The sequence below is a fragment of the Citrobacter sp. wls711 genome (assembly GCF_005281055.1).
GTDB lineage: Bacteria > Pseudomonadota > Gammaproteobacteria > Enterobacterales > Enterobacteriaceae > Citrobacter > Citrobacter gillenii.
In genome coordinates this window covers 1-24,242 of sequence record NZ_SZXC01000026.1, presented here as the reverse complement: position 1 = coordinate 24,242, position 24,242 = coordinate 1, and the positions used below count along the sequence as shown (strand labels likewise).

23 protein-coding genes, 2 pseudogenes and 1 riboswitch are annotated in these 24,242 nt (G+C 48.4%); of the genes and pseudogenes, 15 read left to right on the top strand and 10 right to left on the bottom strand.

Going from position 1 to position 24,242, the window contains the following annotated elements; translation table 11 throughout:
* The first annotated feature begins 133 nt into the window (after positions 1–133).
* The 5 genes from bglX (at position 134) to FDW98_RS11550 (ending at position 6,415) form a co-directional block, all read left to right on the top strand.
* A complete protein-coding gene (gene bglX / locus FDW98_RS11570) occupies positions 134–2,431 on the top strand; it encodes a beta-glucosidase BglX (RefSeq protein WP_096756503.1) in 2,298 nt (765 codons plus the stop codon).
* A 229-nt stretch (positions 2,432–2,660) separates the two neighbouring features.
* Positions 2,661–3,578, top strand: coding sequence for an ABC transporter substrate-binding protein (locus FDW98_RS11565; RefSeq protein WP_096756504.1), 918 nt, complete (start codon positions 2,661–2,663; stop codon positions 3,576–3,578).
* A 33-nt stretch (positions 3,579–3,611) separates the two neighbouring features.
* Positions 3,612–4,760 carry an ABC transporter permease gene (locus FDW98_RS11560; RefSeq protein WP_096756505.1) on the top strand — a complete coding sequence of 383 codons (1,149 nt, stop codon included), beginning with the start codon at positions 3,612–3,614 and terminating at the stop codon, positions 4,758–4,760.
* Entirely contained in the window at positions 4,753–5,700 is a 948-nt protein-coding gene (locus FDW98_RS11555) for an ABC transporter ATP-binding protein (protein WP_096756506.1), read from the top strand. Before FDW98_RS11560 ends, FDW98_RS11555 begins: the two co-directional genes overlap by 8 nt.
* Positions 5,684–6,415: an ABC transporter permease gene (locus FDW98_RS11550; protein WP_096756507.1), complete on the top strand. Its 732-nt coding sequence runs from the start codon at positions 5,684–5,686 to the stop codon at positions 6,413–6,415. Before FDW98_RS11555 ends, FDW98_RS11550 begins: the two co-directional genes overlap by 17 nt.
* On the opposite strand, the gene FDW98_RS11545 is transcribed toward FDW98_RS11550, so the two are convergent.
* Positions 6,396–6,503 carry a protein YohO gene (locus FDW98_RS11545; RefSeq protein WP_003027354.1) on the bottom strand — a complete coding sequence of 36 codons (108 nt, stop codon included), beginning with the start codon at positions 6,501–6,503 and terminating at the stop codon, positions 6,396–6,398. The two genes, FDW98_RS11550 and FDW98_RS11545, sit on opposite strands and share 20 nt — an antisense overlap.
* A gap of 52 nt (positions 6,504–6,555) precedes the next feature.
* Positions 6,556–7,287 carry an HTH-type transcriptional regulator MlrA gene (gene mlrA, locus FDW98_RS11540; protein WP_096756508.1) on the bottom strand — a complete coding sequence of 244 codons (732 nt, stop codon included), beginning with the start codon at positions 7,285–7,287 and terminating at the stop codon, positions 6,556–6,558.
* Between the two features lie 226 nt (positions 7,288–7,513).
* Here mlrA and FDW98_RS11535 point away from each other — a divergent pair, with 226 nt between their 5' ends.
* From FDW98_RS11535 to FDW98_RS11525, 3 genes are read left to right on the top strand one after another with little or no spacing between them, the layout of a single operon-like run.
* Positions 7,514–9,199 (top strand): sensor histidine kinase, encoded by a 1,686-nt coding sequence (locus FDW98_RS11535; RefSeq protein WP_096756509.1) that lies wholly within the window; start codon positions 7,514–7,516, stop codon positions 9,197–9,199.
* Positions 9,196–9,915 carry a two-component system response regulator BtsR gene (btsR, locus tag FDW98_RS11530; RefSeq protein ID WP_096756510.1) on the top strand — a complete coding sequence of 240 codons (720 nt, stop codon included), beginning with the start codon at positions 9,196–9,198 and terminating at the stop codon, positions 9,913–9,915. The genes FDW98_RS11535 and btsR overlap by 4 nt, the downstream gene beginning before the upstream one ends.
* Positions 9,916–9,961: 46 nt before the next feature.
* Positions 9,962–10,432 (top strand): DUF1456 family protein, encoded by a 471-nt coding sequence (locus FDW98_RS11525; protein ID WP_096759372.1) that lies wholly within the window; start codon positions 9,962–9,964, stop codon positions 10,430–10,432.
* Between the two features lie 76 nt (positions 10,433–10,508).
* On the opposite strand, the gene metG is transcribed toward FDW98_RS11525, so the two are convergent.
* Positions 10,509–12,542, bottom strand: coding sequence for a methionine--tRNA ligase (gene metG / locus FDW98_RS11520; protein ID WP_096756511.1), 2,034 nt, complete (start codon positions 12,540–12,542; stop codon positions 10,509–10,511).
* Positions 12,543–12,705: 163 nt separating this feature from the next.
* On the opposite strand from metG, the gene apbC reads away from it, so the two are divergent.
* The 6 genes from apbC to FDW98_RS11490 all read left to right on the top strand — a co-directional run bounded on the left by apbC (position 12,706) and on the right by FDW98_RS11490 (position 19,449).
* Positions 12,706–13,815: an iron-sulfur cluster carrier protein ApbC gene (gene apbC, locus FDW98_RS11515; RefSeq protein ID WP_096756512.1), complete on the top strand. Its 1,110-nt coding sequence runs from the start codon at positions 12,706–12,708 to the stop codon at positions 13,813–13,815.
* A gap of 265 nt (positions 13,816–14,080) precedes the next feature.
* Positions 14,081–14,362 carry a DUF2574 family protein gene (locus FDW98_RS11510; RefSeq protein WP_096756513.1) on the top strand — a complete coding sequence of 94 codons (282 nt, stop codon included), beginning with the start codon at positions 14,081–14,083 and terminating at the stop codon, positions 14,360–14,362.
* 279 nt (positions 14,363–14,641) lie between these two features.
* The gene (locus FDW98_RS11505; RefSeq protein WP_096756514.1) at positions 14,642–15,184 is read left to right on the top strand and encodes a fimbrial protein; all 543 of its coding nucleotides are present in this window, start codon (positions 14,642–14,644) and stop codon (positions 15,182–15,184) included.
* A gap of 114 nt (positions 15,185–15,298) precedes the next feature.
* Positions 15,299–15,982 carry a fimbria/pilus periplasmic chaperone gene (locus FDW98_RS11500; RefSeq protein ID WP_096756515.1) on the top strand — a complete coding sequence of 228 codons (684 nt, stop codon included), beginning with the start codon at positions 15,299–15,301 and terminating at the stop codon, positions 15,980–15,982.
* A gap of 12 nt (positions 15,983–15,994) precedes the next feature.
* On the top strand, positions 15,995–18,475 hold the full coding sequence (locus tag FDW98_RS11495; RefSeq protein ID WP_096756516.1) for a fimbrial biogenesis outer membrane usher protein: 2,481 nt from the start codon (positions 15,995–15,997) through the stop codon (positions 18,473–18,475).
* Positions 18,476–18,483: 8 nt separating this feature from the next.
* Positions 18,484–19,449 (top strand): fimbrial protein, encoded by a 966-nt coding sequence (locus FDW98_RS11490; RefSeq protein ID WP_096756517.1) that lies wholly within the window; start codon positions 18,484–18,486, stop codon positions 19,447–19,449.
* 53 nt (positions 19,450–19,502) lie between these two features.
* Here FDW98_RS11490 and FDW98_RS11485 read toward each other — a convergent pair whose 3' ends face one another.
* The 7 genes and pseudogenes from FDW98_RS11485 to tssD all read right to left on the bottom strand — a co-directional run bounded on the left by FDW98_RS11485 (position 19,503) and on the right by tssD (position 23,672).
* Positions 19,503–19,835, bottom strand: coding sequence for an RcnB family protein (locus FDW98_RS11485; RefSeq protein WP_096756518.1), 333 nt, complete (start codon positions 19,833–19,835; stop codon positions 19,503–19,505).
* 465 nt (positions 19,836–20,300) lie between these two features.
* Positions 20,301–20,471, bottom strand: a pseudogene (locus FDW98_RS23815) (hypothetical protein); the annotation flags it as partial.
* An 8-nt stretch (positions 20,472–20,479) separates the two neighbouring features.
* Complete coding sequence (locus FDW98_RS11475; protein ID WP_096756520.1) at positions 20,480–20,707, bottom strand: hypothetical protein; 228 nt, start codon at positions 20,705–20,707, stop codon at positions 20,480–20,482.
* 794 nt (positions 20,708–21,501) lie between these two features.
* A riboswitch (TPP riboswitch) is annotated at positions 21,502–21,595 on the top strand.
* Between the two features lie 382 nt (positions 21,596–21,977).
* Positions 21,978–22,205, bottom strand: coding sequence for an LA2681 family HEPN domain-containing protein (locus tag FDW98_RS23640; protein WP_232058718.1), 228 nt, complete (start codon positions 22,203–22,205; stop codon positions 21,978–21,980).
* 156 nt (positions 22,206–22,361) lie between these two features.
* A pseudogene (locus FDW98_RS11465) lies at positions 22,362–22,807 on the bottom strand (Shiga toxin A subunit).
* A 2-nt stretch (positions 22,808–22,809) separates the two neighbouring features.
* Entirely contained in the window at positions 22,810–23,178 is a 369-nt protein-coding gene (locus FDW98_RS11460) for a tlde1 domain-containing protein (RefSeq protein WP_096756521.1), read from the bottom strand.
* Positions 23,178–23,672 (bottom strand): type VI secretion system tube protein TssD, encoded by a 495-nt coding sequence (gene tssD, locus FDW98_RS11455; protein WP_096756522.1) that lies wholly within the window; start codon positions 23,670–23,672, stop codon positions 23,178–23,180. The genes FDW98_RS11460 and tssD overlap by 1 nt, the downstream gene beginning before the upstream one ends.
* A 199-nt stretch (positions 23,673–23,871) precedes the next feature.
* On the opposite strand from tssD, the gene FDW98_RS11450 reads away from it, so the two are divergent.
* A complete protein-coding gene (locus FDW98_RS11450; RefSeq protein WP_371683356.1) occupies positions 23,872–24,138 on the top strand; it encodes a transposase in 267 nt (88 codons plus the stop codon).
* The last annotated feature ends 104 nt before the right edge of the window (positions 24,139–24,242 follow it).

The following is a 24,242-nucleotide window of genomic DNA, read 5'->3' as shown; positions in this document are numbered from 1 at the left end:
TCATTCATCCCGGATTTGAAAATTAGGAGAATAACCTTAGCTTTCTTTATCTCTCCCGTTTAGGCTTACGGCAAACTGCGGTTTTTGTTATATTTTCGCTGCCTCGTCGGGAAAAAATAAAGAGAGAATCAACATGAAATGGCTTTGTTCTGTAGGTATCGCGGTGAGCCTGGCGTTGCAGCCAGCGCTGGCGGACTCCTTGTTTGGTAACCATCCTCTGACCCCTGAAGCACGGGATGCATTTGTTACCGATTTACTCAAACAGATGACCGTCGATGAGAAGATCGGCCAATTACGTTTGATAAGCGTCGGGCCGGATAACCCGAAAGAAGCCATCCGTGAGATGATCAAAGACGGGCAGGTTGGGGCGATTTTTAACACCGTTACCCGCGAGGATATTCGTAAAATGCAGGATCAGGTGATGGAACTCAGCCGCCTGAAAATCCCTCTCTTTTTCGCCTATGACGTACTGCACGGTCAGCGCACCGTGTTCCCGATAAGCCTCGGTCTGGCGTCATCGTTTAATCTGGATGCGGTCAGAACGGTGGGGCGCGTTTCTGCCTATGAAGCCGCAGACGATGGCCTGAATATGACCTGGGCGCCAATGGTTGATGTCTCGCGCGATCCACGCTGGGGACGCGCCTCAGAAGGTTTCGGGGAAGATACCTATTTGACCGCCACGATGGGCAAAACCATGGTCGAAGCGATGCAGGGTAAAAGCCCGGCCGATCGCTATTCGGTGATGACCAGCGTCAAACACTTCGCCGCCTATGGCGCGGTAGAAGGCGGAAAAGAGTACAACACCGTGGATATGAGTCCGCAGCGGTTGTTTAACGACTATATGCCACCGTACAAAGCCGGGTTAGACGCCGGGAGCGGGGCGGTGATGGTGGGTCTTAACTCGCTGAACGGCACCCCTGCGACTTCTGACGCCTGGTTGTTGAAAGATGTGCTGCGCGATGAGTGGGGCTTTAAAGGGATTACCGTTTCCGATCACGGCGCGATTAAAGAGTTGATCAAACATGGTACCGCCTCCGATCCGGAAGACGCGGTGCGCGTGGCGATCAAGTCCGGCATTAACATGAGCATGAGCGATGAGTATTACAGTAAGTATCTGCCGGGCCTGATTAAGTCAGGTAAGGTGACGATGGCTGAACTGGACGATGCCGCGCGTCATGTGCTGAACGTCAAATATGATATGGGGCTGTTTAACGATCCGTACAGCCATCTGGGGGCCAAAGAGACTGACCCGCAGGACACCAACGCGGAAAGCCGTTTACACCGTAAAGACGCGCGTGACGTTGCCCGCGAAAGTCTGGTGCTGCTGAAAAACCGCCTGGAAACGTTGCCGCTGAAGAAATCGGGGACCGTGGCAGTCGTCGGTCCACTGGCGGACAGCAAGCGTGATGTGATGGGCAGTTGGTCGGCCGCAGGCGTTGCCGAACAGTCAGTGACGGTGCTGACGGGCATTAAAAATGCGCTCGGCGATAAGGGCAACGTGGTGTACGCCAAAGGGGCGAATATCACTAACGATAAAGGCATTGTCGACTTCCTCAATCTGTATGAAGAGGCGGTGAAAGTCGACCCACGCTCGCCGCAGGCCATGATTGATGAAGCGGTCAAGGCCGCGCAGCAGTCTGATGTGGTGGTCGCTGTGGTCGGTGAAGCGCAAGGTATGGCGCATGAAGCCTCCAGCCGGACCGATATCACGATTCCGCAAAGCCAGCGTGACCTGATTACCGCGCTGAAAGCCACCGGCAAGCCGCTGGTGCTGGTGCTGATGAACGGGCGTCCATTGGCGCTGGTGAAAGAAGACCAGCAGGCCGACGCGATTCTGGAAACCTGGTTTGCCGGGACGGAAGGCGGCAACGCCATTGCCGATGTCCTGTTTGGCGATTACAACCCGTCAGGTAAACTGCCGATGTCTTTCCCGCGCTCTGTCGGGCAGATCCCGGTCTATTACAGCCACCTGAATACCGGTCGTCCGTATAACGCCGATAAGCCGAATAAATACACCTCACGCTACTTTGACGAAGCCAACGGCCCGCTGTATCCCTTTGGCTATGGTCTGAGCTACACCACCTTTACCGTTTCTGATGTGAAGCTTTCTGCACCAACGATGAAGCGTGATGGAACGGTCACCGCCAGCGTGCAGATTACCAACACCGGCAAACGCGAAGGAGCGACGGTGATTCAGATGTATTTGCAGGATGTGACCGCTTCCATGAGTCGCCCTGTCAAACAGCTGAAAGGATTTGAGAAGGTGAATCTCAAACCGGGCGAGACGCAAACGGTCAGTTTCCCGATTGATATTGAGGCGCTGAAATACTGGAACCAGCGTATGCAATACGATGTGGAGCCGGGCAAATTCAACGTCTTTATCGGCGTAGATTCTGCCAGAGTGAAGCAGGGCGAGTTTGAACTGCTGTAATGATCAGGTGAATTTGCGTCAGACCTGATGGCTCCACACGTGTCAGGTCCATCGATTCATCCCCACCGGCAAAGCCCCTGAGGTTTTGCCGGTCTTTTTATATTTATCACCGAGTTACTGCTAATCCTTCCCTCCGTTACCCCTCAATTGCCAGGTTAAGGTCAGATTTTTCGACTATGCTTTTCCCTCTATGTCCTGAAAAGGACAGTCAAAGGATGAGGAGAGCAGCATGATAATCTCAAAGGTCTGGGCGGGCTCGCTGGCGCTGTTTGCCGCGATGAGCTTACCCCTGCAGGCCGCATCACCCGTCACGGTGGGATCAAAAATTGATACGGAAGGGGCGCTGCTCGGCAATATGATTTTGCAGGTGCTTGAAAGCCACGGCGTGAAAACCGTCAACAAAGTCCAGTTGGGAACCACGCCAGTGGTGCGCGGGGCCATCACCTCCGGCGAACTGGATATTTACCCGGAATATACCGGAAACGGGGCTTTCTTCTTTAAAGATGAAAATGACCCGGCGTGGAAAAATGCGCAGGCCGGTTATGAAAAAGTCAAAAAACTGGATGCGGAACAGAACAAACTGGTCTGGCTAACGCCTGCGCCCGCTAATAACACCTGGACCATTGCCCTCCGTCAGGATGTCGCCGAAAAGAATAAGCTCGTTTCGCTGGCTGACCTGGGACGCTACCTGAAAGACGGCGGCACGTTCAAACTGGCCGCCTCGGCAGAGTTTATCGAACGTGCGGATGCGTTGCCTGCGTTTGAAAAAGCTTATGGCTTTACGCTCAATCAAAATCAGCTTTTATCGCTGGCAGGGGGAGACACGGCGGTGACCATTAAAGCCGCTGCGCAGCAAACCTCAGGCGTCAATGCCGCGATGGCCTACGGGACCGACGGCCCTGTTGCGGCGCTGGGGCTGCAAACGCTCAGCGATCCAAAAGGTGTCCAGCCGATCTATGCTCCTGCGCCAGTGGTGCGTGAATCAGTACTGCATGCCTACCCACAAATGGCGGAATGGCTGCAGCCGGTCTTTGCCAGTCTCGATGAAAAAACGCTGCAACAGCTTAATGCCAGTATCGCCGTTGAAGGGCTGGATGCGAAAAAAGTCGCAGCAGATTACCTGCAGCAAAAAGGATGGGTGAAGTAACGGAGTTTGCATCAGGTGAGTGTTGTATCAACGATGTCTGTTAATCGAGTGCTGTTGCTGCTGGTATTTCTGCTAATGGCGGCAGCCGCGCTGCCTTTCATCAGTTATGCCCCCAATCGTCTGGTCTCTGGCGAAGGTCGACAACTCTGGGAACTCTGGCCCGGTTTTGCGTGGGGGCTGGCGGCGATGTTTCTGCTATTGGTGGCGCTGTGTTTTATCCCCGGTCGCGCCGGCAACGTGTTAACCCTGATCGTAGTGCAACTGCTGCTAATAGCGGCGTTGATTGCCGCTGGTAAAACGGCAAGCGGGCTGGCGCAGACGGGAAGTCCGCTGGCGAGAACCAGTCTGGGTAGCGGATTCTGGCTTGGGCTGGGACTGATGCTGCTGGCGCTCAGCGACGCGATTCGTCGTCTCACCGCGAGGCCACTGTGGCGTTGGTTACTGCATATGCACATTGCCATCGTCCCCGTTGCGCTGCTGCTGACCGGGATGTTCAACGACCTTTCGCTGCTCAAAGAGTATGCCAATCGTCAGGATGTCTTCGACGATGCGCTGGCGCAACATCTGACTATCCTGCTCGGAACCGTGCTGCCAGCGCTGGTGATTGGCATCCCGTTGGGCATCTGGTGCGCCTTCTCTACGTCGCGCCAGGGGCCGGTATTTGCCGTACTGAATATTATTCAGACCATTCCTTCCGTGGCGCTGTTTGGCCTGCTGATTGCCCCGCTTGCCGGGCTGGTTCAGCATTTTCCCTGGTTACGTGCATTGGGCATTGCCGGAACCGGGCTGGCCCCTGCGCTGATTGCGTTGGTGCTGTACGCGCTACTGCCGCTGGTGCGCGGCGTGGTGGCGGGGCTGAACCAGGTTCCTCGCGATGTGCTGGAAAGCGCCCGGGCAATGGGAATGAGCTCGCGTCAGCGTTTTTGTGCGGTACAACTCCCGCTGGCGTTACCGGTCTTCTTGCGCAGTTTACGTGTCGTGATGGTGCAGACGGTGGGGATGGCCGTTATTGCCGCACTGATTGGCGCGGGGGGATTTGGCGCATTGGTTTTTCAGGGATTGCTCAGTAGTGCCGTCGATTTAGTACTACTGGGTGTCGTCCCGGTGGTGGTGCTGGCGGTGCTGATCGATGCCCTGTTTGATTTAGGTTTAGCTCTGCTGAAGGTGACCGTTGATGATTGAATTTAGCCATGTCTGTAAAACCTTTGGCCAACAACACGCGGTCAACGATCTCAATCTGCATTTTCGCGAAGGCAGCTTTTCCGTCTTGATTGGTACGTCGGGGTCGGGGAAGTCCACCACGCTCAAAATGATTAACCGTCTGGTGGAACATGATAGCGGGACGATTCGCTTTGCTGGCGATGAGATCCGCAGCCTACCGGTGCTGGAATTAAGACGACGGATGGGATACGCCATTCAGTCTATTGGACTGTTTCCGCACTGGACCGTTGCACAGAACATTGCCACCGTATTGCAGCTGCAGAAATGGTCGCGTTCACGTATTGATGACCGAACAGATGAACTGATGGCGTTGCTGGGGTTGGAAGAGGGGTTGCGTCATCGTTATCCTCATCAGCTTTCCGGTGGGCAACAACAGCGGGTGGGAGTGGCGCGTGCGCTGGCCGCCGATCCCCAGGTGCTGCTGATGGATGAACCTTTTGGTGCGCTGGATCCGGTAACGCGCAACGCGTTACAGCAGGAGATGACCCGCATTCACCGGCTGTTGGGACGCACCATTGTGCTGGTTACCCATGATATTGACGAAGCGCTGAGGCTGGCGGAACACCTGGTGCTGATGGACGCAGGTCAGGTGGTGCAACAAGGCACGCCGCTATCGATGCTCACAGCACCGGCTAACGACTTCGTACACACCTTTTTTGGCCACAGCGAACTGGGTGTTCGGCTGCTGGCGCTGCGCACTGTCGGTGATTTTACCCGCCGCCATGAGCAGCTCAGCGGCGAGCCGCTGGTAGACGAGATGACACTGCGCGATGCGCTCTCTATTTTTGTGGCGCGGGGGTGCGACGTTCTGCCGGTGGTTGACGCAAAGGGCGGAGCCTGCGGGACGCTCCATTTTCAGGATTTACTCTCACCGAGGCCGCACCGTGAAACGTCTGACTGATCCGCTGTTGTGGCTGGTTATCTGTTTTCTGCTGCTGCTGGCGGGGTTGCCTCATAGCCAGGCGCTGTTTAGCGCGCTGTTCCCGCAGCTGCCGCGACCGGTTTATCAGCAAGAGAGTTTTCTGGCGCTGGCGTTGGCCCATTTTAGTCTGGTGGGGATCTCGAGCCTGGTGGCGGTGATCATTGGCATGGGGGCGGGGATCGTGGTCACGCGTTCATGGGGAACTGAATTCAGGCCGCTGGTGGAAACCATTGCCGCCGTGGGGCAAACTTTTCCGCCGGTCGCCGTGCTGGCCATCGCTGTTCCGGTGATAGGGTTTGGTCCACAGCCGGCCATCATCGCGCTGATCTTGTACGGCGTGTTACCGATTTTACAGGCGACGCTGGCGGGGCTGGGCGGGATATCAGCCAGCGTGCTGGATGTTGCCAGTGGAATGGGGATGAGCAGCGGTCAACGGCTGCGCAAAGTGGAGCTGCCGCTGGCCGCGCCGGTTATTCTGGCTGGTATTCGCACGTCGGTGATTATTAACATTGGCACCGCAACGATCGCCTCAACTGTGGGGGCAAACACGCTGGGTACGCCGATAATCATCGGGCTGAGCGGATTTAATACTGCCTATGTGATACAAGGGGCGCTGCTGGTCGCGTTGGCGGCCATCATTGTCGATCGCGGGTTTGAGCGAGTCGCGCAACACCTTACCCGGCACGTAAAATAAAGGTATAGCCTGCAAGCATCACACCGCCGATTCCGCCGATGGCCATCAACAGGAAGAGGGTGATCACGCCGATTTTAGCTGCGCTCATGATGTACTCCTTATGGTATATAAAAGGATTGTACACGTTTGTTAATGGAATATTAAATACCGAGTGGATAAATATCGTGGCCTAGCGCACGCCACTCGGTTAATTGTTGGTGTTGAGCGGCCGTCTGGTTATCGCCGCACCACACCAGAAGTGTCCGGCCTTCAAACAGTTCCGGTCGCAGTTGATTGAGCGAGTGAGCCAGTACGTCAACCCGCCATCCTTGCTGGCTGGCGACCCAGCCCTCCAGCCATAACCGGGTGGTATCGTGAATATTCCAGCCGACGACCAGCGCGTCTTTACCTTGTTTCTTACGGGCTGAGGCGAGGCAAATCGCAATGTAGTTAATCAGCACGCCGTCAAGAATGCCGAGCAGTGCCTGAAGAATAGGTTGCTGACATTGCAGGCGTCGCCGCAGCGGAATGAACAGATGGGTGTTCAGCGTCTGGGCGGGATAATCCTGGCCACGTTCTTTGATCCACAATCGCAGACTATGCAAATTATTACTTTGCAAATAGCTCAACAGCGTTTCTTGCTGCTCGCGCCAGCCGTTGTGCACATCAATGTTCTCATTGCTGAGCAACATTTTAACCTTACTGACCTGCACACCGTTGTTTATCCAGCGTTTGATCTCGCGGATCCTGTCGATGTCCGCGTCGTTAAACAAACGATGACCGCCGTCTGTGCGCTGCGGTTTCAGTAATCCATATCGCCGCTGCCACGCACGTAAAGTGACAGGGTTAATATCACAAAGCAAAGCCACTTCACCGATGGTGTAAAGCGCCATTTGTTGTCTCACTCTTGCTCGCGAGGTCCCAGTTTTACTTTAGACGCTCTTTTGCGAACCAGGTAGTTTTGTCTGTTTTTTGCTCACAGAATGGGTGATTTTGTAGTCATACCCACGTTTTTGAGTGACCGTTCTCACAAATTCCTCATTTTTTGCAACAGTTCAAAGAAAGTTACGCGCAGCCCATGTATGTTACGCGCTTTTAAGAAGACTGTGGTTGGCGGGTATGTACGAGTTTAATCTGGTGTTGCTGCTGCTACAGCAGATGTGCGTGTTTCTTGTTATTGCGTGGTTAATGAGCAAAACGCGTTTATTTATCCCGCTGATGCAGGTCACTATCCGGCTGCCGCACAAACTCCTTTGCTACGTCACCTTTTCCATCTTTTGCATTCTGGGTACCTACCTGGGGCTGCATATTGAAGACTCCATTGCCAACACCCGTGCGATTGGCGCGGTGATGGGCGGCTTGCTTGGCGGCCCGGTGGTTGGGGGGCTGGTCGGGTTGACTGGCGGCCTGCATCGTTATTCGATGGGCGGAATGACCGCGCTGAGCTGCATGATCTCGACCATTGTTGAAGGACTGCTCGGCGGGCTGGTACACAGCGTACTGACCCGTCGCGGTCGCACTGATAAAGTCTTTAGCCCGCTGACGGCGGGCGCGATCACCTTTTTTGCCGAACTGGTGCAGATGCTGATCATTTTATTGATTGCGCGTCCCTTTGATAATGCGCTGCATCTGGTGAGTAATATTGCTGCGCCGATGATGGTCACCAATACCGTGGGTGCGGCCTTATTTATGCGTATTTTGCTCGACAAACGGGCCATGTTCGAAAAATACACCTCGGCGTTTTCAGCCACTGCGCTAAAAGTTGCCGCCTCAACGGAAGGCATATTGCGCCAGGGGTTTAACGAGGTTAACAGCATGAAAGTGGCCCAGGTACTGTATGAGGAGCTGGACATTGGTGCAGTGGCGATAACCGATCGCGATAAGCTGCTGGCCTTTACCGGAATTGGTGACGACCATCATCTGCCAGGCAGGCCGATTTCATCCTCTTATACCCAAAAAGCGATTGATACCGGCGAAGTGGTGTATGCCGACGGCAACGAGGTACCTTACCGCTGTTCGCTGCATCCGCACTGCAAATTAGGCTCGACGCTGGTGATCCCTTTGCGTGGTGAAAACCAGCGGGTGATGGGGACCATCAAACTGTATGAAGCCAAAAACCGCTTATTTAGTTCGATCAACCGCACGCTTGGTGAAGGGATTGCGCAGTTGCTGTCAGCGCAGATCCTTGCCGGGCAATATGAACGGCAAAAAGCGATGCTCACGCAGTCAGAAATTAAGCTCCTGCATGCGCAGGTGAATCCCCATTTTCTGTTTAATGCGCTCAATACCATTAAAGCGGTGATTCGCCGCGACAGCGAGCAGGCCAGTCAGTTGGTGCAATATCTGTCGACCTTCTTTCGCAAAAACCTCAAACGGCCGTCAGAAATTGTGACGTTGGCAGATGAAATTGAACACGTTAACGCCTATCTGCAAATTGAAAAGGCGCGCTTTCAGTCGCGCCTACAGGTCACTTTAACGGTACCGGATGAACTTTCGCATCAGCAATTGCCAGCATTTACGTTGCAGCCCATTGTCGAGAATGCGATTAAGCACGGCACCTCTCAGCTACTTGATACTGGTGAAGTCTCCATTACCGCCCGGCGAGAAGGGCAGTATCTGATGCTGGATATCGAAGATAATGCCGGCCTGTATCTGCCGACAACCGAGGCCAGCGGGCTGGGGATGAATCTGGTGGATAAGCGACTGCGTGAACGGTTTGGCGATGATTTTGGCATCAGCGTAGTGTGTGAACCTGACCTCTTTACCCGAATCACTTTACGACTTCCCCTGGAGGAACTGGCATGATCAAAGTGTTGATTGTGGATGACGAACCGTTAGCGCGGGAAAATCTGCGGATCCTGTTGCAGGAGCAAAGCGACATTGAGATTGTGGGGGAATGTTCGAATGCCGTTGAGGCCATCGGCGCGGTGCATAAATTGCGCCCTGATGTGCTGTTTCTCGATATCCAGATGCCACGTATTAGCGGTCTGGAAATGGTGGGCATGCTCGATCCTGAACACCGTCCGTATATTGTTTTTCTCACCGCATTTGATGAGTATGCGGTGAAAGCCTTTGAAGAGCATGCCTTTGATTATTTGCTCAAGCCGATTGAAGAGACCCGGCTGGAGAAAACGCTGATCCGTTTACACCAGGAGCGCACGAAGCAGGATGTGTCGGTGCTGCCGGAAAACCAGCAGGCGCTAAAATTTATTCCGTGTTCCGGTCACAGCCGCATTTATCTGCTGCAAATGGATGATGTTGCGTTTGTCAGCAGCCGCATGAGCGGCGTTTTTGTCACCAGCAGCGACGGCAAAGAAGGCTTTACCGAGCTTACGCTGAGAACGCTGGAGAGCCGCACGCCGCTGTTGCGCTGCCATCGACAATTCCTGGTGAACATGGCGCAGCTGCAGGAGATTCGCCTGGAAGATAACGGCCAGGCCGAGCTGATTTTACGTAACGGCCTGACCGTGCCGGTGAGCCGCCGTTATCTTAAAAGCCTAAAAGAGGCGATTGGTCTGTAAAACTGGTACACTGCGCGCCATTGCATCACCGACAGTTGAAGGCTCTATGCTAAGTAACGACATTCTTCGTAGCCTGCGCTACACCCTGAAAGCGAACAATAACGACATGGTGCGGATCCTTGCGCTCGCTGACATGGAATCCACCGCCGCAGGTTTCGACACCTGGATGACGAAAGAAGATGAAGACGGGTTTATTCGTTGCCCGGACATCATTCTCTCCGGTTTTCTAAACGGCCTGATCTACCATCTGCGCGGTAAAGATGATTCGGCGCCGGAGCTGGCGCTTGAGCGTCGGGTGAACAACAATACGGTGCTGAAAAAGCTGCGTATTGCCTTTTCACTGAAAACCGATGATATTCTGGCCATTATGACCGAGCAGAAATTCCGTGTGTCGATGCCGGAAATTACCGCCATGATGCGTGCGCCGGAACATAAAAACTACCGCGAGTGTGGAGACCAGTTTTTACGTTATTTCCTGCGTGGTTTGACTCACCGGGTACATCACAGGAAAGCGTGATTTACTACCCGCAGGTCCGTGCATGCGTAACGCTAACGGGCAAAAAAAAGCCGGATAATAATCCGGCTTTTTTTGTTTATTTCACCTGTTGACCAGGTTTGGCGCCTTCGTCAGGGCTTAACAGGAAGATATCTTTCCCGCCAGGTCCGGCGGCCATCACCATACCTTCAGAAATGCCGAAGCGCATTTTACGCGGTGCCAGGTTAGCCACCATAATGGTCTGGCGGCCAATCAGCACCTGCGGGTCAGGGTAGGCTGAACGGATGCCGGAGAAGACATTACGTTTTTCACCGCCCAGATCCAGGGTCAGGCGTAGCAGTTTGTCGGAACCGTCAACGAACTCGGCGTTTTCGATCAATGCCACGCGCAGGTCAACTTTGGCAAAATCGTCAAAGGTGATGGTTTCCTGAATTGGGTCGTCCGCCAGTGGGCCGGTAACCGGTGCGGCAGCCGCTTTCACTTCTTCTTTTGATGCTTCAACCAGGGCTTCAACCTGTTTCATGTCGATGCGGTTGTACAGCGCTTTGAAGGTGTTGACCTTGTGGCCGAGCAGCGGCTGCTGGATGGCATCCCAGGTCAGTTCGCTGTTCAGGAATGCTTCGACACGCTCGCTCAACGTTGGCAGAACCGGCTTCAGGTAGGTCATCAGGATGCGGAACAGGTTAATACCCATGGAGCAAATCGCCTGCAGATCGGCGTCACGGCCTTCTTGTTTGGCGACAACCCACGGAGCCTGTTCGTCAACGTAGCGGTTAGCCACGTCGGCCAGCGCCATAATTTCACGAATGGCTTTACCGAACTCGCGGCTTTCCCACGCTTCGCCAATCACTGTCGCGGCGTCGGTAAAGGTCTTGTACAGTGCCGGATCGGCCAGTTCAGCCGCCAGTACGCCGTCAAAACGCTTACTGATAAAGCCCGCGTTACGGGACGCCAGGTTGACCACTTTGTTGACGATGTCGGCGTTAACGCGCTGAACAAAATCTTCGAGGTTCAGGTCGATGTCATCGATACGTGAAGAAAGCTTCGCCGTGTAGTAATAGCGCAGGCTGTCGGCATCAAAGTGCTTCAGCCAGGTGCTGGCTTTAATGAAGGTTCCGCGAGATTTTGACATCTTCGCGCCGTTCACCGTCACATAACCATGGACGAACAGGTTAGTCGGTTTACGGAAGTTACTGCCTTCCAGCATGGCAGGCCAGAACAGGCTGTGGAAATAAACGATATCTTTACCGATGAAGTGATACAGCTCGGCGTCAGAATCTTTTTTCCAGTATTCATCAAAGCTTGTGGTATCGCCGCGCTTGTCACACAGGTTTTTGAACGAGCCCATATAGCCAATCGGCGCATCCAGCCAGACATAGAAGTATTTGCCTGGCGCATTCGGGATTTCAAAACCGAAGTACGGTGAGTCGCGGGAAATGTCCCACTGCTGCAGGCCGGATTCAAACCACTCCTGCATTTTGTTCGCAACTTGTTCCTGCAACGCGCCGCTGCGCGTCCATGCCTGCAGCATTTCGCTGAATGACGGCAGGTCAAAGAAGAAGTGTTCGGAGTCACGCATGACCGGCGTCGCGCCAGACACCACGGACTTCGGCTCGATAAGTTCGGTTGGGCTGTAGGTCGCGCCACACACTTCGCAGTTATCGCCGTACTGATCCGCAGCCTTACATTTCGGGCAAGTGCCTTTAACGAAACGGTCCGGCAGGAACATGCCTTTTTCCGGGTCGTACAGCTGGGAGATCGTGCGGTTTTTAATAAAACCGTTTTCTTTCAGGCGCGTGTAAATAAGCGCGGACAGCTCCCGGTTCTCATCGCTGTGCGTGGAGTGGTAGTTGTCGTAGCTGATATCAAACCCTGCAAAATCAGTCTGATGCTCCTGACTCATTTCACCGATCATCTGCTCTGGTGTAATGCCAAGCTGCTGAGCCTTCAGCATGATTGGCGTACCGTGTGCGTCGTCCGCGCAGATGAAGTTTACCTGGTGGCCGCGCATTCGCTGGTAACGGACCCAGACATCAGCCTGGATGTGCTCCAGCATATGGCCGAGGTGGATGGAGCCGTTGGCGTACGGCAGCGCGCACGTTACCAGAATTTTCTTCGCGACTTGAGTCATAGTGGGCAATTACTTCTTTTGTAGTGAAAAGGGCTTTGATAGTACCAAAATGGTAATTACTGCGCCAAGTGATAAGGGCATTTATCCGTAAATGAATAATTGTCGCGGTTGGAGTAAACTAGCTGGTGACAATCGTCTTTCAGAACAACAAAAAGGAGTCGGGATGAACGCACAATCCCAGGCCAAATCACCAGAAACCCTGCGCGCTATGGTCGCCGGGACGCTGGCGAATTTTCAACATTCAACCCTGAAGCATAATCTGACGACGCTAAAAGCGTTGCACCATGTCGCCTGGATGGATGACACGCTGCACGTTGAGCTGGTGATGCCGTTCGTCTGGCACAGCGCGTTTGAAGTATTAAAAGAGCAATGCAGTGCCGATCTACTGCGTATCACCGGCGCGAAAGCCATTGACTGGAAGCTGTCGCACAACATTGCGACGCTGAAACGCGTGAAAAACCAGCCGGGCATCAACGGTGTGAAAAACATCATTGCCGTTAGCTCGGGCAAAGGTGGAGTAGGCAAATCCTCGACCGCCGTTAACCTGGCGCTGGCGCTTGCTGCGGAAGGGGCGAAGGTCGGTATTCTCGACGCCGATATTTATGGCCCGTCTATCCCGACGATGCTCGGTGCAGAAAATCAGCGTCCGACCTCACCGGACGGCACCCATATGGCGCCGATTATGTCTCATGGCCTGGCAACCAACTCCATTGGTTATCTGGTTACTGACGATAACGCCATGGTGTGGCGCGGCCCGATGGCCAGTAAAGCGCTGCTGCAGATGCTGCAAGAAACGTTATGGCCAGATCTCGATTATCTGGTACTGGATATGCCGCCGGGCACCGGTGACATTCAGCTGACGCTGGCGCAGAACATTCCGGTCACGGGGGCGGTGGTGGTTACCACGCCGCAGGACATTGCGCTTATCGATGCGAAAAAAGGCATTGTGATGTTCGAGAAGGTGGAAGTGCCGGTTCTGGGCATCGTTGAGAATATGAGTATGCATATCTGCAGCAACTGTGGTCATCATGAGCCGATCTTCGGCACCGGTGGCGCGCAGAAGCTGGCGGAGCAATATCGTACTCAACTGCTGGGACAAATGCCGCTGCACATTTCACTGCGTGAAGATCTCGATCGTGGTACACCAACGGTTATTAGCCGTCCTGACAGCGAATTCACTGCGATTTACCGTGATCTGGCAGGACGTATCGCCGCACAGCTGTATTGGCAGGGTGAAGTTATCCCCGGTGAGATTGCCTTCCGCGCTGTGTAATTTATAGCGTTACAGATATTCACCGCATCAATGTATTATTGATGCGGTGAATACTTAGAGTGAAAAAACTTCGTAATATTGTTTATCCTGCCTGTATAATTCATGTCTTTTTCCGAATAAATCACCTCAATGCATCATTGCAATTGATCAAATCAAACCAATTAATCTACAATCTCAATTGGTTTTAGCAAGGAAGTTAACCCATAATTAACCGGACCGACGGCGAATGCGCTGTTTCCCACCCCATACAGGAATAATGAATGCAATGAAAATTGGTTTATTGTTGGGACTTATTACTCTGGCTTATGGAATGAGTTCATCTGTCTTCGCCTCTGATACTGCCACATTAACCATCAGTGGCAGGGTGACTGAACCGACGTGTAGCGCTGATGTTGTCAACAATAAAGTGCAACAACGCTGTGGTATCACCACCTTAACTCCAAACATCCGCGAGGTAGCGTCTCATCCTGTAAGAGGCGTGGCGACCGAGGTTGCCCCCCTGAAAGGGGATGCTGCTCGGCAAATAGTGTTAAGCCGTTACGATTAATATATGGAAATTACTATTAAGCACTAATCATAATTATGAATGATTGGTGCTTTTTTATTGTCTTCATGAATAATATCGAATGATTAATTACGCTAATTTATTAAATGAAAAAATAGTATTCGCCATTACTTATTTGTTGTAATTATATTGCAGTTTATAACTTGTTTTAAATCAATAAAACAAAGTGTTTACATTGCGGTAACGTTTATGGTGTGCGAATTTAATTTCAAGAGTTGAACCCTCTTAACAAATAGAAATTAATTCATTAAGGAAGATACTATGAAACGTTCAATTATTTCTGCTGCTGTACTGTCTGCTGTATTTATGAGCGCTGGGGCGTTTGCTGCTGATACCGAAACAGGACAATTAACAATCACAGGGAGAGTAACTGGGGCACCATGCACATTCGAAACAGGTGGTGACTCTGTAAGTATAAATATGCCTACTGTACCAACCAGCGTTTTTTCAGCATTGTCTATATATTCAACGTATAACGATGCAGTAGGTGTAACCAGTAACGTACTTAAAATTAAGTGCTCTGGAGATTCATCAAAAATTAAACTCTCATTAATCAGTGGAGGTAAAATCCCTGGTAATGACAAAGCAATTAAAAGCGGTAATGAGACTGTAGGTTATTATTTATATTTAGGGTCAGAAGCTACAGAACTTGATGTATCCAAACCATTAGATATTTCAAACTATAAAAATGGTGCAGGAGATTATTCAATTCCTTTTAGTGCGAAATATTTGAAATTAACCAGCAATGATGTGGCTGCAGGCGATGTCATTTCAAATTTAGTTTTGCGTGTTTCTGAGGATTGATTTCAGGTCGGCGGCATTGCCGTCGACGTTTTTCATCTCTTTGCTAAGGATGAAGATTCCCCTTACGCAGGTCACCGACTGTAGAGAATAAACTTAAGTATAAGAGGCATCAAAATGAAAGGACTCGCAGTCATACTCATTGCATCGATAGTCCTGCCCGCGCATGCGGGCATTGTGATCTACGGTACTCGCATTATCTACCCTGCGGAAAAAAATGAAGTGTTGGTGCAACTAATGAACCAGGTAGAGCGTTCATCGCTGGTACAGTCATGGATTGATGATGGCGATATGTCTTTACCGCCAGAAAAGATCCAGGTCCCTTTTCTGCTGACTCCTCCGGTTGCTAAAGTAGCGGCCAAATCAGGCCAGCAGTTGAAAATTAAAAAAATGCCCAATATGTTGCCCAATAATAAAGAGAGTCTTTTTTACCTCAATGTACTGGATATTCCTCCGAACAATCCTGACAGCGCAGGAAAAAATGTACTCAAGTTCGCGATGCAGAATAGGATTAAACTATTTTATCGACCTAAAGGTATCTCACCAGTTAATAAGTTTACGTTTCAAAAACTGTCTATGAAACGTAGCGGCAGTATTTATTCCATTAAGAATGATGCCGCTAACTGGATTACGGTGACGGAAGTTAAAGCTGGTAATGTCAAAATAAACAACGAAAGCATTATGCTTGCCCCGCTTTCGAGTTCAGATGTGGCACTAAAAGGCGCTAATGCTAATCAGTATGAAATGACCATTATTGACGACCACGGTAATTATATCAGCGATAACGTCAGCCTAAAATAACAGGAGTTGATTATGTTAAGGATGACTCCGATTGCTGCGGCGGTATTACTGTTGCTGCTCGGTATCGACGCCCACGCCGCAGAAGAAACGTTTGACACTCACTTTATGATGGGCGGTATGAAGGGTGAGAAGGTTTCCGATTTCCGCCTCGATGATAATCAACCGCTACCCGGGCAATATGACTTCGATATCTATGTCAATAAACAGTGGCGGGGCAAGTATGACATCATCGTTAAGGATAACCCGGATGACACCTGTTTATCTCGCGACGCATTAACGCGTCTGGGGATAAATACACAAGCGTTGGACAAGCAGAATGAATGCCCAACCTTGAAGCTGGCGGTGCAAGGAGGCAGTTATGCCTGGGATGTCGGCACGTTTCGCCTGGATCTCAGCGTCCCGCAGGCCTTTGTGGATGAACTGGAGAATGGCTATGTTCCTCCAGAAAACTGGGATCGTGGCATCAATGCCTTTTATACCTCGTATTACGCCAGCCAGTATTACAGCGACTATAAAGATTCAGGTAACAGTAAAAGCACCTATGCCCGCTTTACCAGCGGATTAAACCTGCTGGGCTGGCAGCTGCATTCGGACGCCAGCTATAACAAAACCGATGACAGCAGCGGGGAGTGGAAAAGCAACACGTTGTATCTGGAGCGTGGCATCCCGCAAATTTTGGGCACTCTGCGTGCCGGGGATATGTATACCTCATCGGATATTTTTGATGCGGTCCGCTTTAGTGGCGTACGGTTGTATCGCGATATGCAGATGCTGCCAAACTCAAAGCAGAATTTTACGCCGCGGGTTCAGGGGATTGCGCAAAGCAACGCGTTGGTCACCATCGAACAGAACGGCTTTGTCGTTTACCAGAAAGAGGTTCCACCTGGCCCGTTCTCTATTGCTGATTTGCAGCTTGCAGGCGGTGGTGCTGATCTTGACGTCAGTATTAAAGAGGCTGACGGATCGGTAACAACTTATCTTGTGCCGTACGCTGCGGTGCCCAATATGCTGCAGCCCGGGGTGTCAAAATATGATTTTGCCGCCGGGCGTAGCCATATTGAAGGGGCCAGCAACCAGACAGACTTTGCACAGATGAGCTATCAATATGGGCTGAATAATTTGTTAACGCTGTACGGCGGTACCATGCTGGCGGATAACTATAATGCGTTTACGTTGGGTACCGGCTGGAATACGCGTATTGGCGCAATTTCTGTCGATGCCACAAAGTCCCACAGTCAGCAGGACAATGGCGATGTGTTTGATGGGCAGAGCTACCAGATTGCTTATAATAAATATTTGACGCAAACCGCCACGCGTTTTGGTCTGGCGGCGTATCGCTATTCTTCCAAAGACTATCGCACTTTTAACGATCACGTTTGGGCAAATAATAAAAACAGTTATTATCGTGATGAAAATGATGTGTACGACATCGCGGACTATTATCAGAATGATTTTGGTCGTAAGAACAGTTTTTCGGCTAACGTCAGCCAGTCTTTGCCGCAAGGTTGGGGCTCGTTTTCGCTCAGTACGCTGTGGCGCGATTACTGGGGGCGTAGCGGCAACAGTAAAGATTATCAGTTGAGTTATTCTAATAGCTGGCAACGGATTAGCTATACTTTTTCAGCCAGTCAGACTTACAACGAGGATCATCACGAAGATAAGCGTTTTAACGTCTTTATCTCCATTCCATTCGATTGGGGAGATGATATTAGCGCTCCGCGCCGGCATCTATATGTATCGAACTCGACCACCTTTGACGATGATGGCTTTGCCTCTAACAATACCGGACTTTCCGGCACCGCAGGCAGTCGCGATCAGTTTAACTATGGCGTCAACCTCAGCCATCAACGACAGGACAGCGAGACAACGGCGGGCGGTAATCTGACCTGGAATGCGCCGATCGCGACGTTGAACGGCAACTACAGCCAGTCGTGTAAATATACGCAAGCAGGCGGCAGCATTTCGGGTGGCCTTGTGGCCTGGTCGGGAGGGGTGAATTTAGCCAACCGGTTGTCAGAAACCTTCGCCGTGATGCATGCGCCGGGTCTGGAAGGGGCGTATGTAAATGGGCAGAAATACCGTACCACCAACCGTAATGGCGTGGTCGTTTACGATGGCTTGACGCCATATCGTGAAAACCACCTGATGCTGGATGTCTCCAATACCAATAGTGAAACCGACCTGCAAGGCAACCGTCGCAGCGCCGCCCCGTATCGCGGAGCAGTAGTGCTGGCAAGGTTTGATACTGACCAACGCAAACCCTGGTACATCCGGGCACTACGTCCTGATGGCTCACCGCTGACGTTTGGCTACGAAGTTGAAGATAATCATGGACACAATATTGGCGTAGTAGGCCAGGGAAGCCAGCTCTTTATTCGCACTAATGAAGTGCCGTCAGAGATAAAAGTGGCGGTCGATAAACAACAGGGACTTTCATGCTCAATCGCTTTCGGCAAAACGATTGATGAAAGTAAAGTTTATATTTGTCGGTGAGGGGAAGTATGATGAATAAATTTATATTCCTTACATTTTTGTTGTTTTTTTCAACATTTTCATATGGTAGTTGTAAGTACGGTATATTGCAATCGAAAACAGATACCAAAAGTTATAATGTGGAATTTCAACCTGAAAATTTGCAGGCAGCAGGTAAGATAACTTTATCTTTCGTCGAACCTTTTACCTGTTATGCAGGTGACGAAAAAATGCTTTTTCAAAGTCAGATTGATAAGAAGGTTTTCAGTATTGGAGGACCTCAGGGTATAAAATTCAAAATATATTTCAATGCTGGTGAATCCTTTAATGAACTATTTATCTACAATACATATTACCCAGCATCAGCTATAAATAAAGAATTAACAGTTAAGATGGAGTATTTGCCGCAAACAACATCAGCTGATGAAAATATTTCAGGCGATTCATTTACGATAAATGATGCGTTTACGATTTCATCAGATAAATGTACATGGTTCATTTTTTGGTGCATTAATACTAGTGCTAATAAATATGTTGGTAACTTAACGGTTAATATCGTTCATCGTGCCACTACATGTGATTTCTCAAGTGCAATGTATTTTATTCAAATGGATGATATCACAACTAAGGAATTGCTGGCAGGAGAAACCAAAAGAAGTCAACCTCAAAATATTATTTTAAATTGTAATGGTATATTGGGGGCGACAAGCAATCCAGTGTCACTTTCTATTACGGACGGTGATTGGGGGCCTTCAGGGGATATTTTAATAAATAGTAATAGTAATGGCGCTCAAAACATTGGGTTCAAAATATATAACGAGCCTTCTAAAGCGCGACTGTCTAAAGGAGATCGCTTGTTATCCTTGAGTAAATACAAAAAAATTGATTCGCAATTTATATTACCTGTTTCCGCAGAATATGCGCGAACAAATAATAATATTCCAACAGCAGGGGCTGTGGATAGCAAAGTTATATTTAAAATAAATTATCAATAAGCGTTATTGATAGCATTTATATTCACCTCCTCTTTTAGAGGAGGTGAATACTTTTACCGGTGATAAAAAATCTCGCCATCGTAGGCTTTAATGATTTTCCCGTCGGCATCATTGACCAGCACATACGCGCCGCCCATGTAGGTCCAGTGGGTGCCTGCCGTCGGTGCGGGTAGGTTGCGCAGGTTCCACTGCTTAATGGTGTATTCTTCGGTGAGATACAGGGGCGGAACCTTGTCACCGGGTTTGAAATGGGTAAAGTCAGCAATAAAGCCGCTCAGCTCATATTTATCGATGCCTTTAGGGGCTGCGATGGCGGCAGGCGCTGCCCAGACGGTGCTGGTTACGAGCAACAGTGCACCCAGCAACATTTTATTCTTCATACCCATCCTCTCTACTCATTCGGGTCGTCAACAACGGTCGTGTATCATTCCGGGCTTACAGGATATCTGACAAGCACTATTTTGTGAGAACTCCAGTTATTTCGTAAAAAGTGTAAATGAAGTACGAGCAGGCGGCAACGTTGAACCGCAATTTAGCAATACCGCTGCTGCTCTGCAATTTACATCAGTTTGTTGTGATGCAGTCACAGGACGACATCGCAAGATGTCAGCATCTTTACTATCTTCAATCAATAAAGGCGACCGAAGTCGCCTTATGATTGTTTACCCCTTGGAAAGTTGGGCTTTTACGACTGTATCGGCTTCAACTTTAAGAGAGAGTACATAACCTTGTTTCTTCCATAAACCGTTATTAGGTTTCCATCCTTTAGCAAGGAGATATTCAGCACTGGTAGAAATTGGTTGATTTAGTACGTGATCGGCATCAGCAGTAAATGCGTTAGAGCCTGATTTAGCCTTCGCATTTTGCGCTTTGGTTTTGTGAATATCACAAGTCCCATCACCATCACTAACTTGTGTGCAACCAGAACGCTCTAATTGAGCGCGATAGTGTGCATTAATTGCATGGGCAGGCATAACGGCGAAAGAGCATACAAGAGCAATCAGGGCTAATTTAGTTTTCATGATAAACCTTAGTTATGATGAGAATGTTTTTTCGCGTCCAGTTTACGGCTATTCTCTGTGTAAACCTGGTACCGATCGGCGTTGGCGCGATTATCAGCATGATATTGCTCAAAGCACGCGGTACGATCAATGCCGTTAGCTTCACAATCATCAAGATATTGTTTTTCCAGATTACAACCGGAAAGTGAAAAAGCGCCTGCTACGATAGCTATCATCATTAATTTATTATACTTCATTTCCAAGCCTATAATTAATTATTATTACAATAACTCGCCATTTTTAAAATGACGATGTTATACATCACCTGATAAATACACCTGGAGCTACAAGGCATAAAGAGACGATTGCGGAAACAATCACTCCTTTTGTCATGTTATTGTTAACCTTAAGAGGTATAGACAAAAACCTTTTTATCCATATGAAGCATCAATGTTGTTTGATCGATATAAAGCCTAACCGCGGTTATCGGTATAAATCAATACAGATTAATCTTTAAATAATAATTTTTTTAGTGAAGTGAAATAACTATCTGATAGCTCAATGATTTAGATGGCGACAGAGATCACAAAAAAGTATCCGGGGCTATGGTTTTAGGGTGTGTGTTTTTTATTTAATGTTTACATGTAGATAAGTTATCTTTAAATAGGTGATTTATCCACCTACATTAAATAGAAAGCTAACGATTGGCTTGTCCGAAAAGAGGAATGAGTCTCGTTATAAAGGGGGATAGCTACAAAATGAGTTAACAAATTTTTCAACCCATTTTTAATTATTTTTAAAAATCTATTGGCTGAGTTGTTTAAAATATAATTATGGCGAAATAAAAATTTAAATATTGTCACCTTCATTTTATTAGCTAATTTCGTTATCAGACTTTTATTTATTGCAGCTATATAAATTGTCTCTTCTTCATCGGAGAGAAATTGAGCGCGTGAATTGTGAAATTGATTGAAACTCCTTGCACCTGCTCTATACACCCGGTATCACTATCTTGATACATGTTTTATGTATAACTTATTGTTTTACAAGTAACAATGACTCGGGCGCCCTTCCTCGTGAAGGCTGAGAAATACCCGTACCACCTGATCTGGATAATGCCAGCGTAGGTCTGAATAATCATATAATAAACAATAAATTACATGTCCATGTGATAGGAAACCTATTCAAATTTCTGCTTTAAAGGAACTTCTCTCGGCATATAGATACCGTCTTTTGGACGTTTGCGCTCTTCAAAGTGTATTGCAAGAGATAAATACATAATTGAATTTCGTGATAACCCAATGAGTTGCATAAGCCTTAATTCAAATTGGCTTATTGGAATTAAAAGAGAGTGAGGCGATAGTTTTTCTTTTTCATGAATCCTTAATTCTTCATCATGATAGCTATTGTGTGATGTAGCAAGCTCATCTCTGAAATCATCAACTATTTTAGAGAGCGATGCTCCATTGCATTTCTAATATCAGAAAATTCTACAGCATCGGGGTCGAACCATTTCGAAACAGGAGTTTAATTTTGCACATCACGGATAACTTTCAAAATGTAGAATAAAGCGTGAATGAAATGATTGTTGTTGTTTTTCAGTTTCTTATGCGGTTTCCATCCATTTCTTGACCCCTTATCATTAAAGCCACTAAATAGACTGTCTATACTGATTCGAGAATCATCCTCTAATTCGTTAAGATTGAAAAATCTACTAATCAAATAAGCGATTTTATCAAAAAGTGAATGCGCTATTTTGAAGGCTGATTTACATTGAGAAACTTTTAAATTGTTGATCAGGTTGCAGGTGTTTTATCTCGAAAATACTTTATGTATTAGGATAGGGGGTTAATGAGATGGTTGTAATTCCAAAGAACTCTTTTTAAGAGGGGCATTACTGCCCCATAAGTGTCAAAACTCTCTTGACAACGTGATGTATCCATTAAATCTAATAGAGCATTCATCCTTATTCATCAGGCTGGATGCAATAAATACATCTTTTTTTTCGCCTCATTCATATAAGTGTATTTAGCTGTGATAGATTTTACGCCATTATAATAATAGCTAGAGAAATAAATCTTATTATATGTATCTTCTGTTTTCTCTTTACTAGGATCTTTATTGTAATCAATTCGTGCTAAAGATTCCGCATAGGTTTTAGAGATTGGAGAAATATCAATGATGTCTACTTTGGCTTTAGTTTTATCAACAGTTGATGTATCAATTTTTAGATCTTTTGATAGCGCATCAAATAAAGATGATTCCATTGATAAGCCAACAGCGGCGCATCCATAATCTTTTGCATATGCAAATATTGGGATTAAAGCAAATGAACAGACTAACAGTTTTTTAAACATAATTAATCTTCCACTACTAAAACTTTATCGCTGCTAGCGTCAATGATTTTACGATATGGCAAGTTAAGGATAATGCAACCATCAGAAGCTTCTCCAGGATGGGCAGCACTATCACCATGAATCATAAAACCATCACGCCCACACATTTTATTTTCAACGTATGGCGTAAGTCTCATCGTCCATGCTCTAGTTCTACGATGGTAGAAAGCGGTGCCGATAGTGTAAGTGCCTCTAGGAAGTGGGCCGTTATCTTTTACACACTCATTAGCAGAATCATTTTTATATCCAGGTCTGCCAGAATATTTAGCATCAAATTGATAGGTTCCATTCAGATAAAAGCTATGAGCGCTTACTTTATAAACCCAAGTCATTACGCTGCCTCCTTATTTTCGTTCCATGAATCAGAATGAATTATATTTCCATCAAGATAATGCCAGGTTATTTTTTCATATGCCAAATAGAATGCTTCAAGATGGTTGTGTTTTTCAAATGTAGGATTTTTTATGTCAAACATGAAAGGTTCAATTTCATTAATTCTGACATTATCCATTGTTACATGGAAGTATTCTTCTTCTTGTCCGTTATAGTTTATGCGGTAGAACTTCAATACAGCTTGTTTTAATTTTCTGCCGGATGATACACCTTGATAGAGGTAAGGAGATGAACAATCGACTTCTTTGATTAGTGCGTAATCTCCATGCTGGCGCTTACTGGTGATCTTTCCGGTTTTGTCGTCAGTTGGTAACTCTACATTATGCATAAGCTCTAAAATCTCTATAGAATCTTCTCTACCATGCACATCAATACTGCCTTTAACTTGATTTCCTGCATCATCGGTAAGCCATAGATACACAGGTATTGCCATATCAAAATCCCTCTTAATTATGTCGGTATTGAGCGTTAATCGTACTACTTATGGGATGTATACGGAAAATATTTTTCCGAGAAACCTATTGAAATAAAAGTGATTTAAGTAAAAATACATTGGGTGTTAGGGTAATCCCCCGAAAAACCGGTGTGTTCATAAGTAGAATTTTCTCATAATCTGAACCGGGGAGATCTCTATGAAAAAATCACGTTTTACTGACAGCCAGATCATGTCCATTCTGAAGCAGGCCGAGGCCGGAACACCGGTGGTGGAACTGTGTCGTGAACATGGCATGAGCAACGCCAGTTTCTATAAGTGGCGTTCGCGTTTTGGCGGGATGGATGCCTCCATGATGACCCGTTTGAAAGAGCTGGAAGACGAAAACCGCCGCCTCAAAAAAATGTATGCTGAAGAGTGCTTCAAAGCCGAAATCATTCAGGAAGCCATGGCAAAAAAGTGGTGAATCCATCGCGTCGAAAGCTGATGGCGCAGGATGCGGTCAGGAGCCGGAATGTCAGCATAAGTTTTGCCTGCCAGTTGTTTGTTGTCAGCGAAAGTTGCTATCGC

What these genes read in the sequence shown, in the direction of transcription:
- bglX (WP_096756503.1), top strand. Translation starts at nt 134, where the DNA reads ATGAAATGGCTTTGTTCTGTAGGTATCGCGGTGAGCCTGGCGTTGCAG.
- FDW98_RS11565 (WP_096756504.1), top strand. Translation starts at nt 2,661, where the DNA reads ATGATAATCTCAAAGGTCTGGGCGGGCTCGCTGGCGCTGTTTGCCGCG.
- FDW98_RS11560 (WP_096756505.1), top strand. Translation starts at nt 3,612, where the DNA reads ATGTCTGTTAATCGAGTGCTGTTGCTGCTGGTATTTCTGCTAATGGCG.
- FDW98_RS11555 (WP_096756506.1), top strand. Translation starts at nt 4,753, where the DNA reads ATGATTGAATTTAGCCATGTCTGTAAAACCTTTGGCCAACAACACGCG.
- FDW98_RS11545 (WP_003027354.1), bottom strand. Translation starts at nt 6,503, where the DNA reads ATGAGCGCAGCTAAAATCGGCGTGATCACCCTCTTCCTGTTGATGGCC.
- mlrA (WP_096756508.1), bottom strand. Translation starts at nt 7,287, where the DNA reads ATGGCGCTTTACACCATCGGTGAAGTGGCTTTGCTTTGTGATATTAAC.
- FDW98_RS11535 (WP_096756509.1), top strand. Translation starts at nt 7,514, where the DNA reads ATGTACGAGTTTAATCTGGTGTTGCTGCTGCTACAGCAGATGTGCGTG.
- btsR (WP_096756510.1), top strand. Translation starts at nt 9,196, where the DNA reads ATGATCAAAGTGTTGATTGTGGATGACGAACCGTTAGCGCGGGAAAAT.
- FDW98_RS11525 (WP_096759372.1), top strand. Translation starts at nt 9,962, where the DNA reads ATGCTAAGTAACGACATTCTTCGTAGCCTGCGCTACACCCTGAAAGCG.
- metG (WP_096756511.1), bottom strand. Translation starts at nt 12,542, where the DNA reads ATGACTCAAGTCGCGAAGAAAATTCTGGTAACGTGCGCGCTGCCGTAC.
- apbC (WP_096756512.1), top strand. Translation starts at nt 12,706, where the DNA reads ATGAACGCACAATCCCAGGCCAAATCACCAGAAACCCTGCGCGCTATG.
- FDW98_RS11510 (WP_096756513.1), top strand. Translation starts at nt 14,081, where the DNA reads ATGAAAATTGGTTTATTGTTGGGACTTATTACTCTGGCTTATGGAATG.
- FDW98_RS11505 (WP_096756514.1), top strand. Translation starts at nt 14,642, where the DNA reads ATGAAACGTTCAATTATTTCTGCTGCTGTACTGTCTGCTGTATTTATG.
- FDW98_RS11500 (WP_096756515.1), top strand. Translation starts at nt 15,299, where the DNA reads ATGAAAGGACTCGCAGTCATACTCATTGCATCGATAGTCCTGCCCGCG.
- FDW98_RS11495 (WP_096756516.1), top strand. Translation starts at nt 15,995, where the DNA reads ATGTTAAGGATGACTCCGATTGCTGCGGCGGTATTACTGTTGCTGCTC.
- FDW98_RS11490 (WP_096756517.1), top strand. Translation starts at nt 18,484, where the DNA reads ATGATGAATAAATTTATATTCCTTACATTTTTGTTGTTTTTTTCAACA.
- FDW98_RS11485 (WP_096756518.1), bottom strand. Translation starts at nt 19,835, where the DNA reads ATGGGTATGAAGAATAAAATGTTGCTGGGTGCACTGTTGCTCGTAACC.
- FDW98_RS11475 (WP_096756520.1), bottom strand. Translation starts at nt 20,707, where the DNA reads ATGAAGTATAATAAATTAATGATGATAGCTATCGTAGCAGGCGCTTTT.
- FDW98_RS11460 (WP_096756521.1), bottom strand. Translation starts at nt 23,178, where the DNA reads ATGACTTGGGTTTATAAAGTAAGCGCTCATAGCTTTTATCTGAATGGA.
- tssD (WP_096756522.1), bottom strand. Translation starts at nt 23,672, where the DNA reads ATGGCAATACCTGTGTATCTATGGCTTACCGATGATGCAGGAAATCAA.
- FDW98_RS11450 (WP_371683356.1), top strand. Translation starts at nt 23,872, where the DNA reads ATGAAAAAATCACGTTTTACTGACAGCCAGATCATGTCCATTCTGAAG.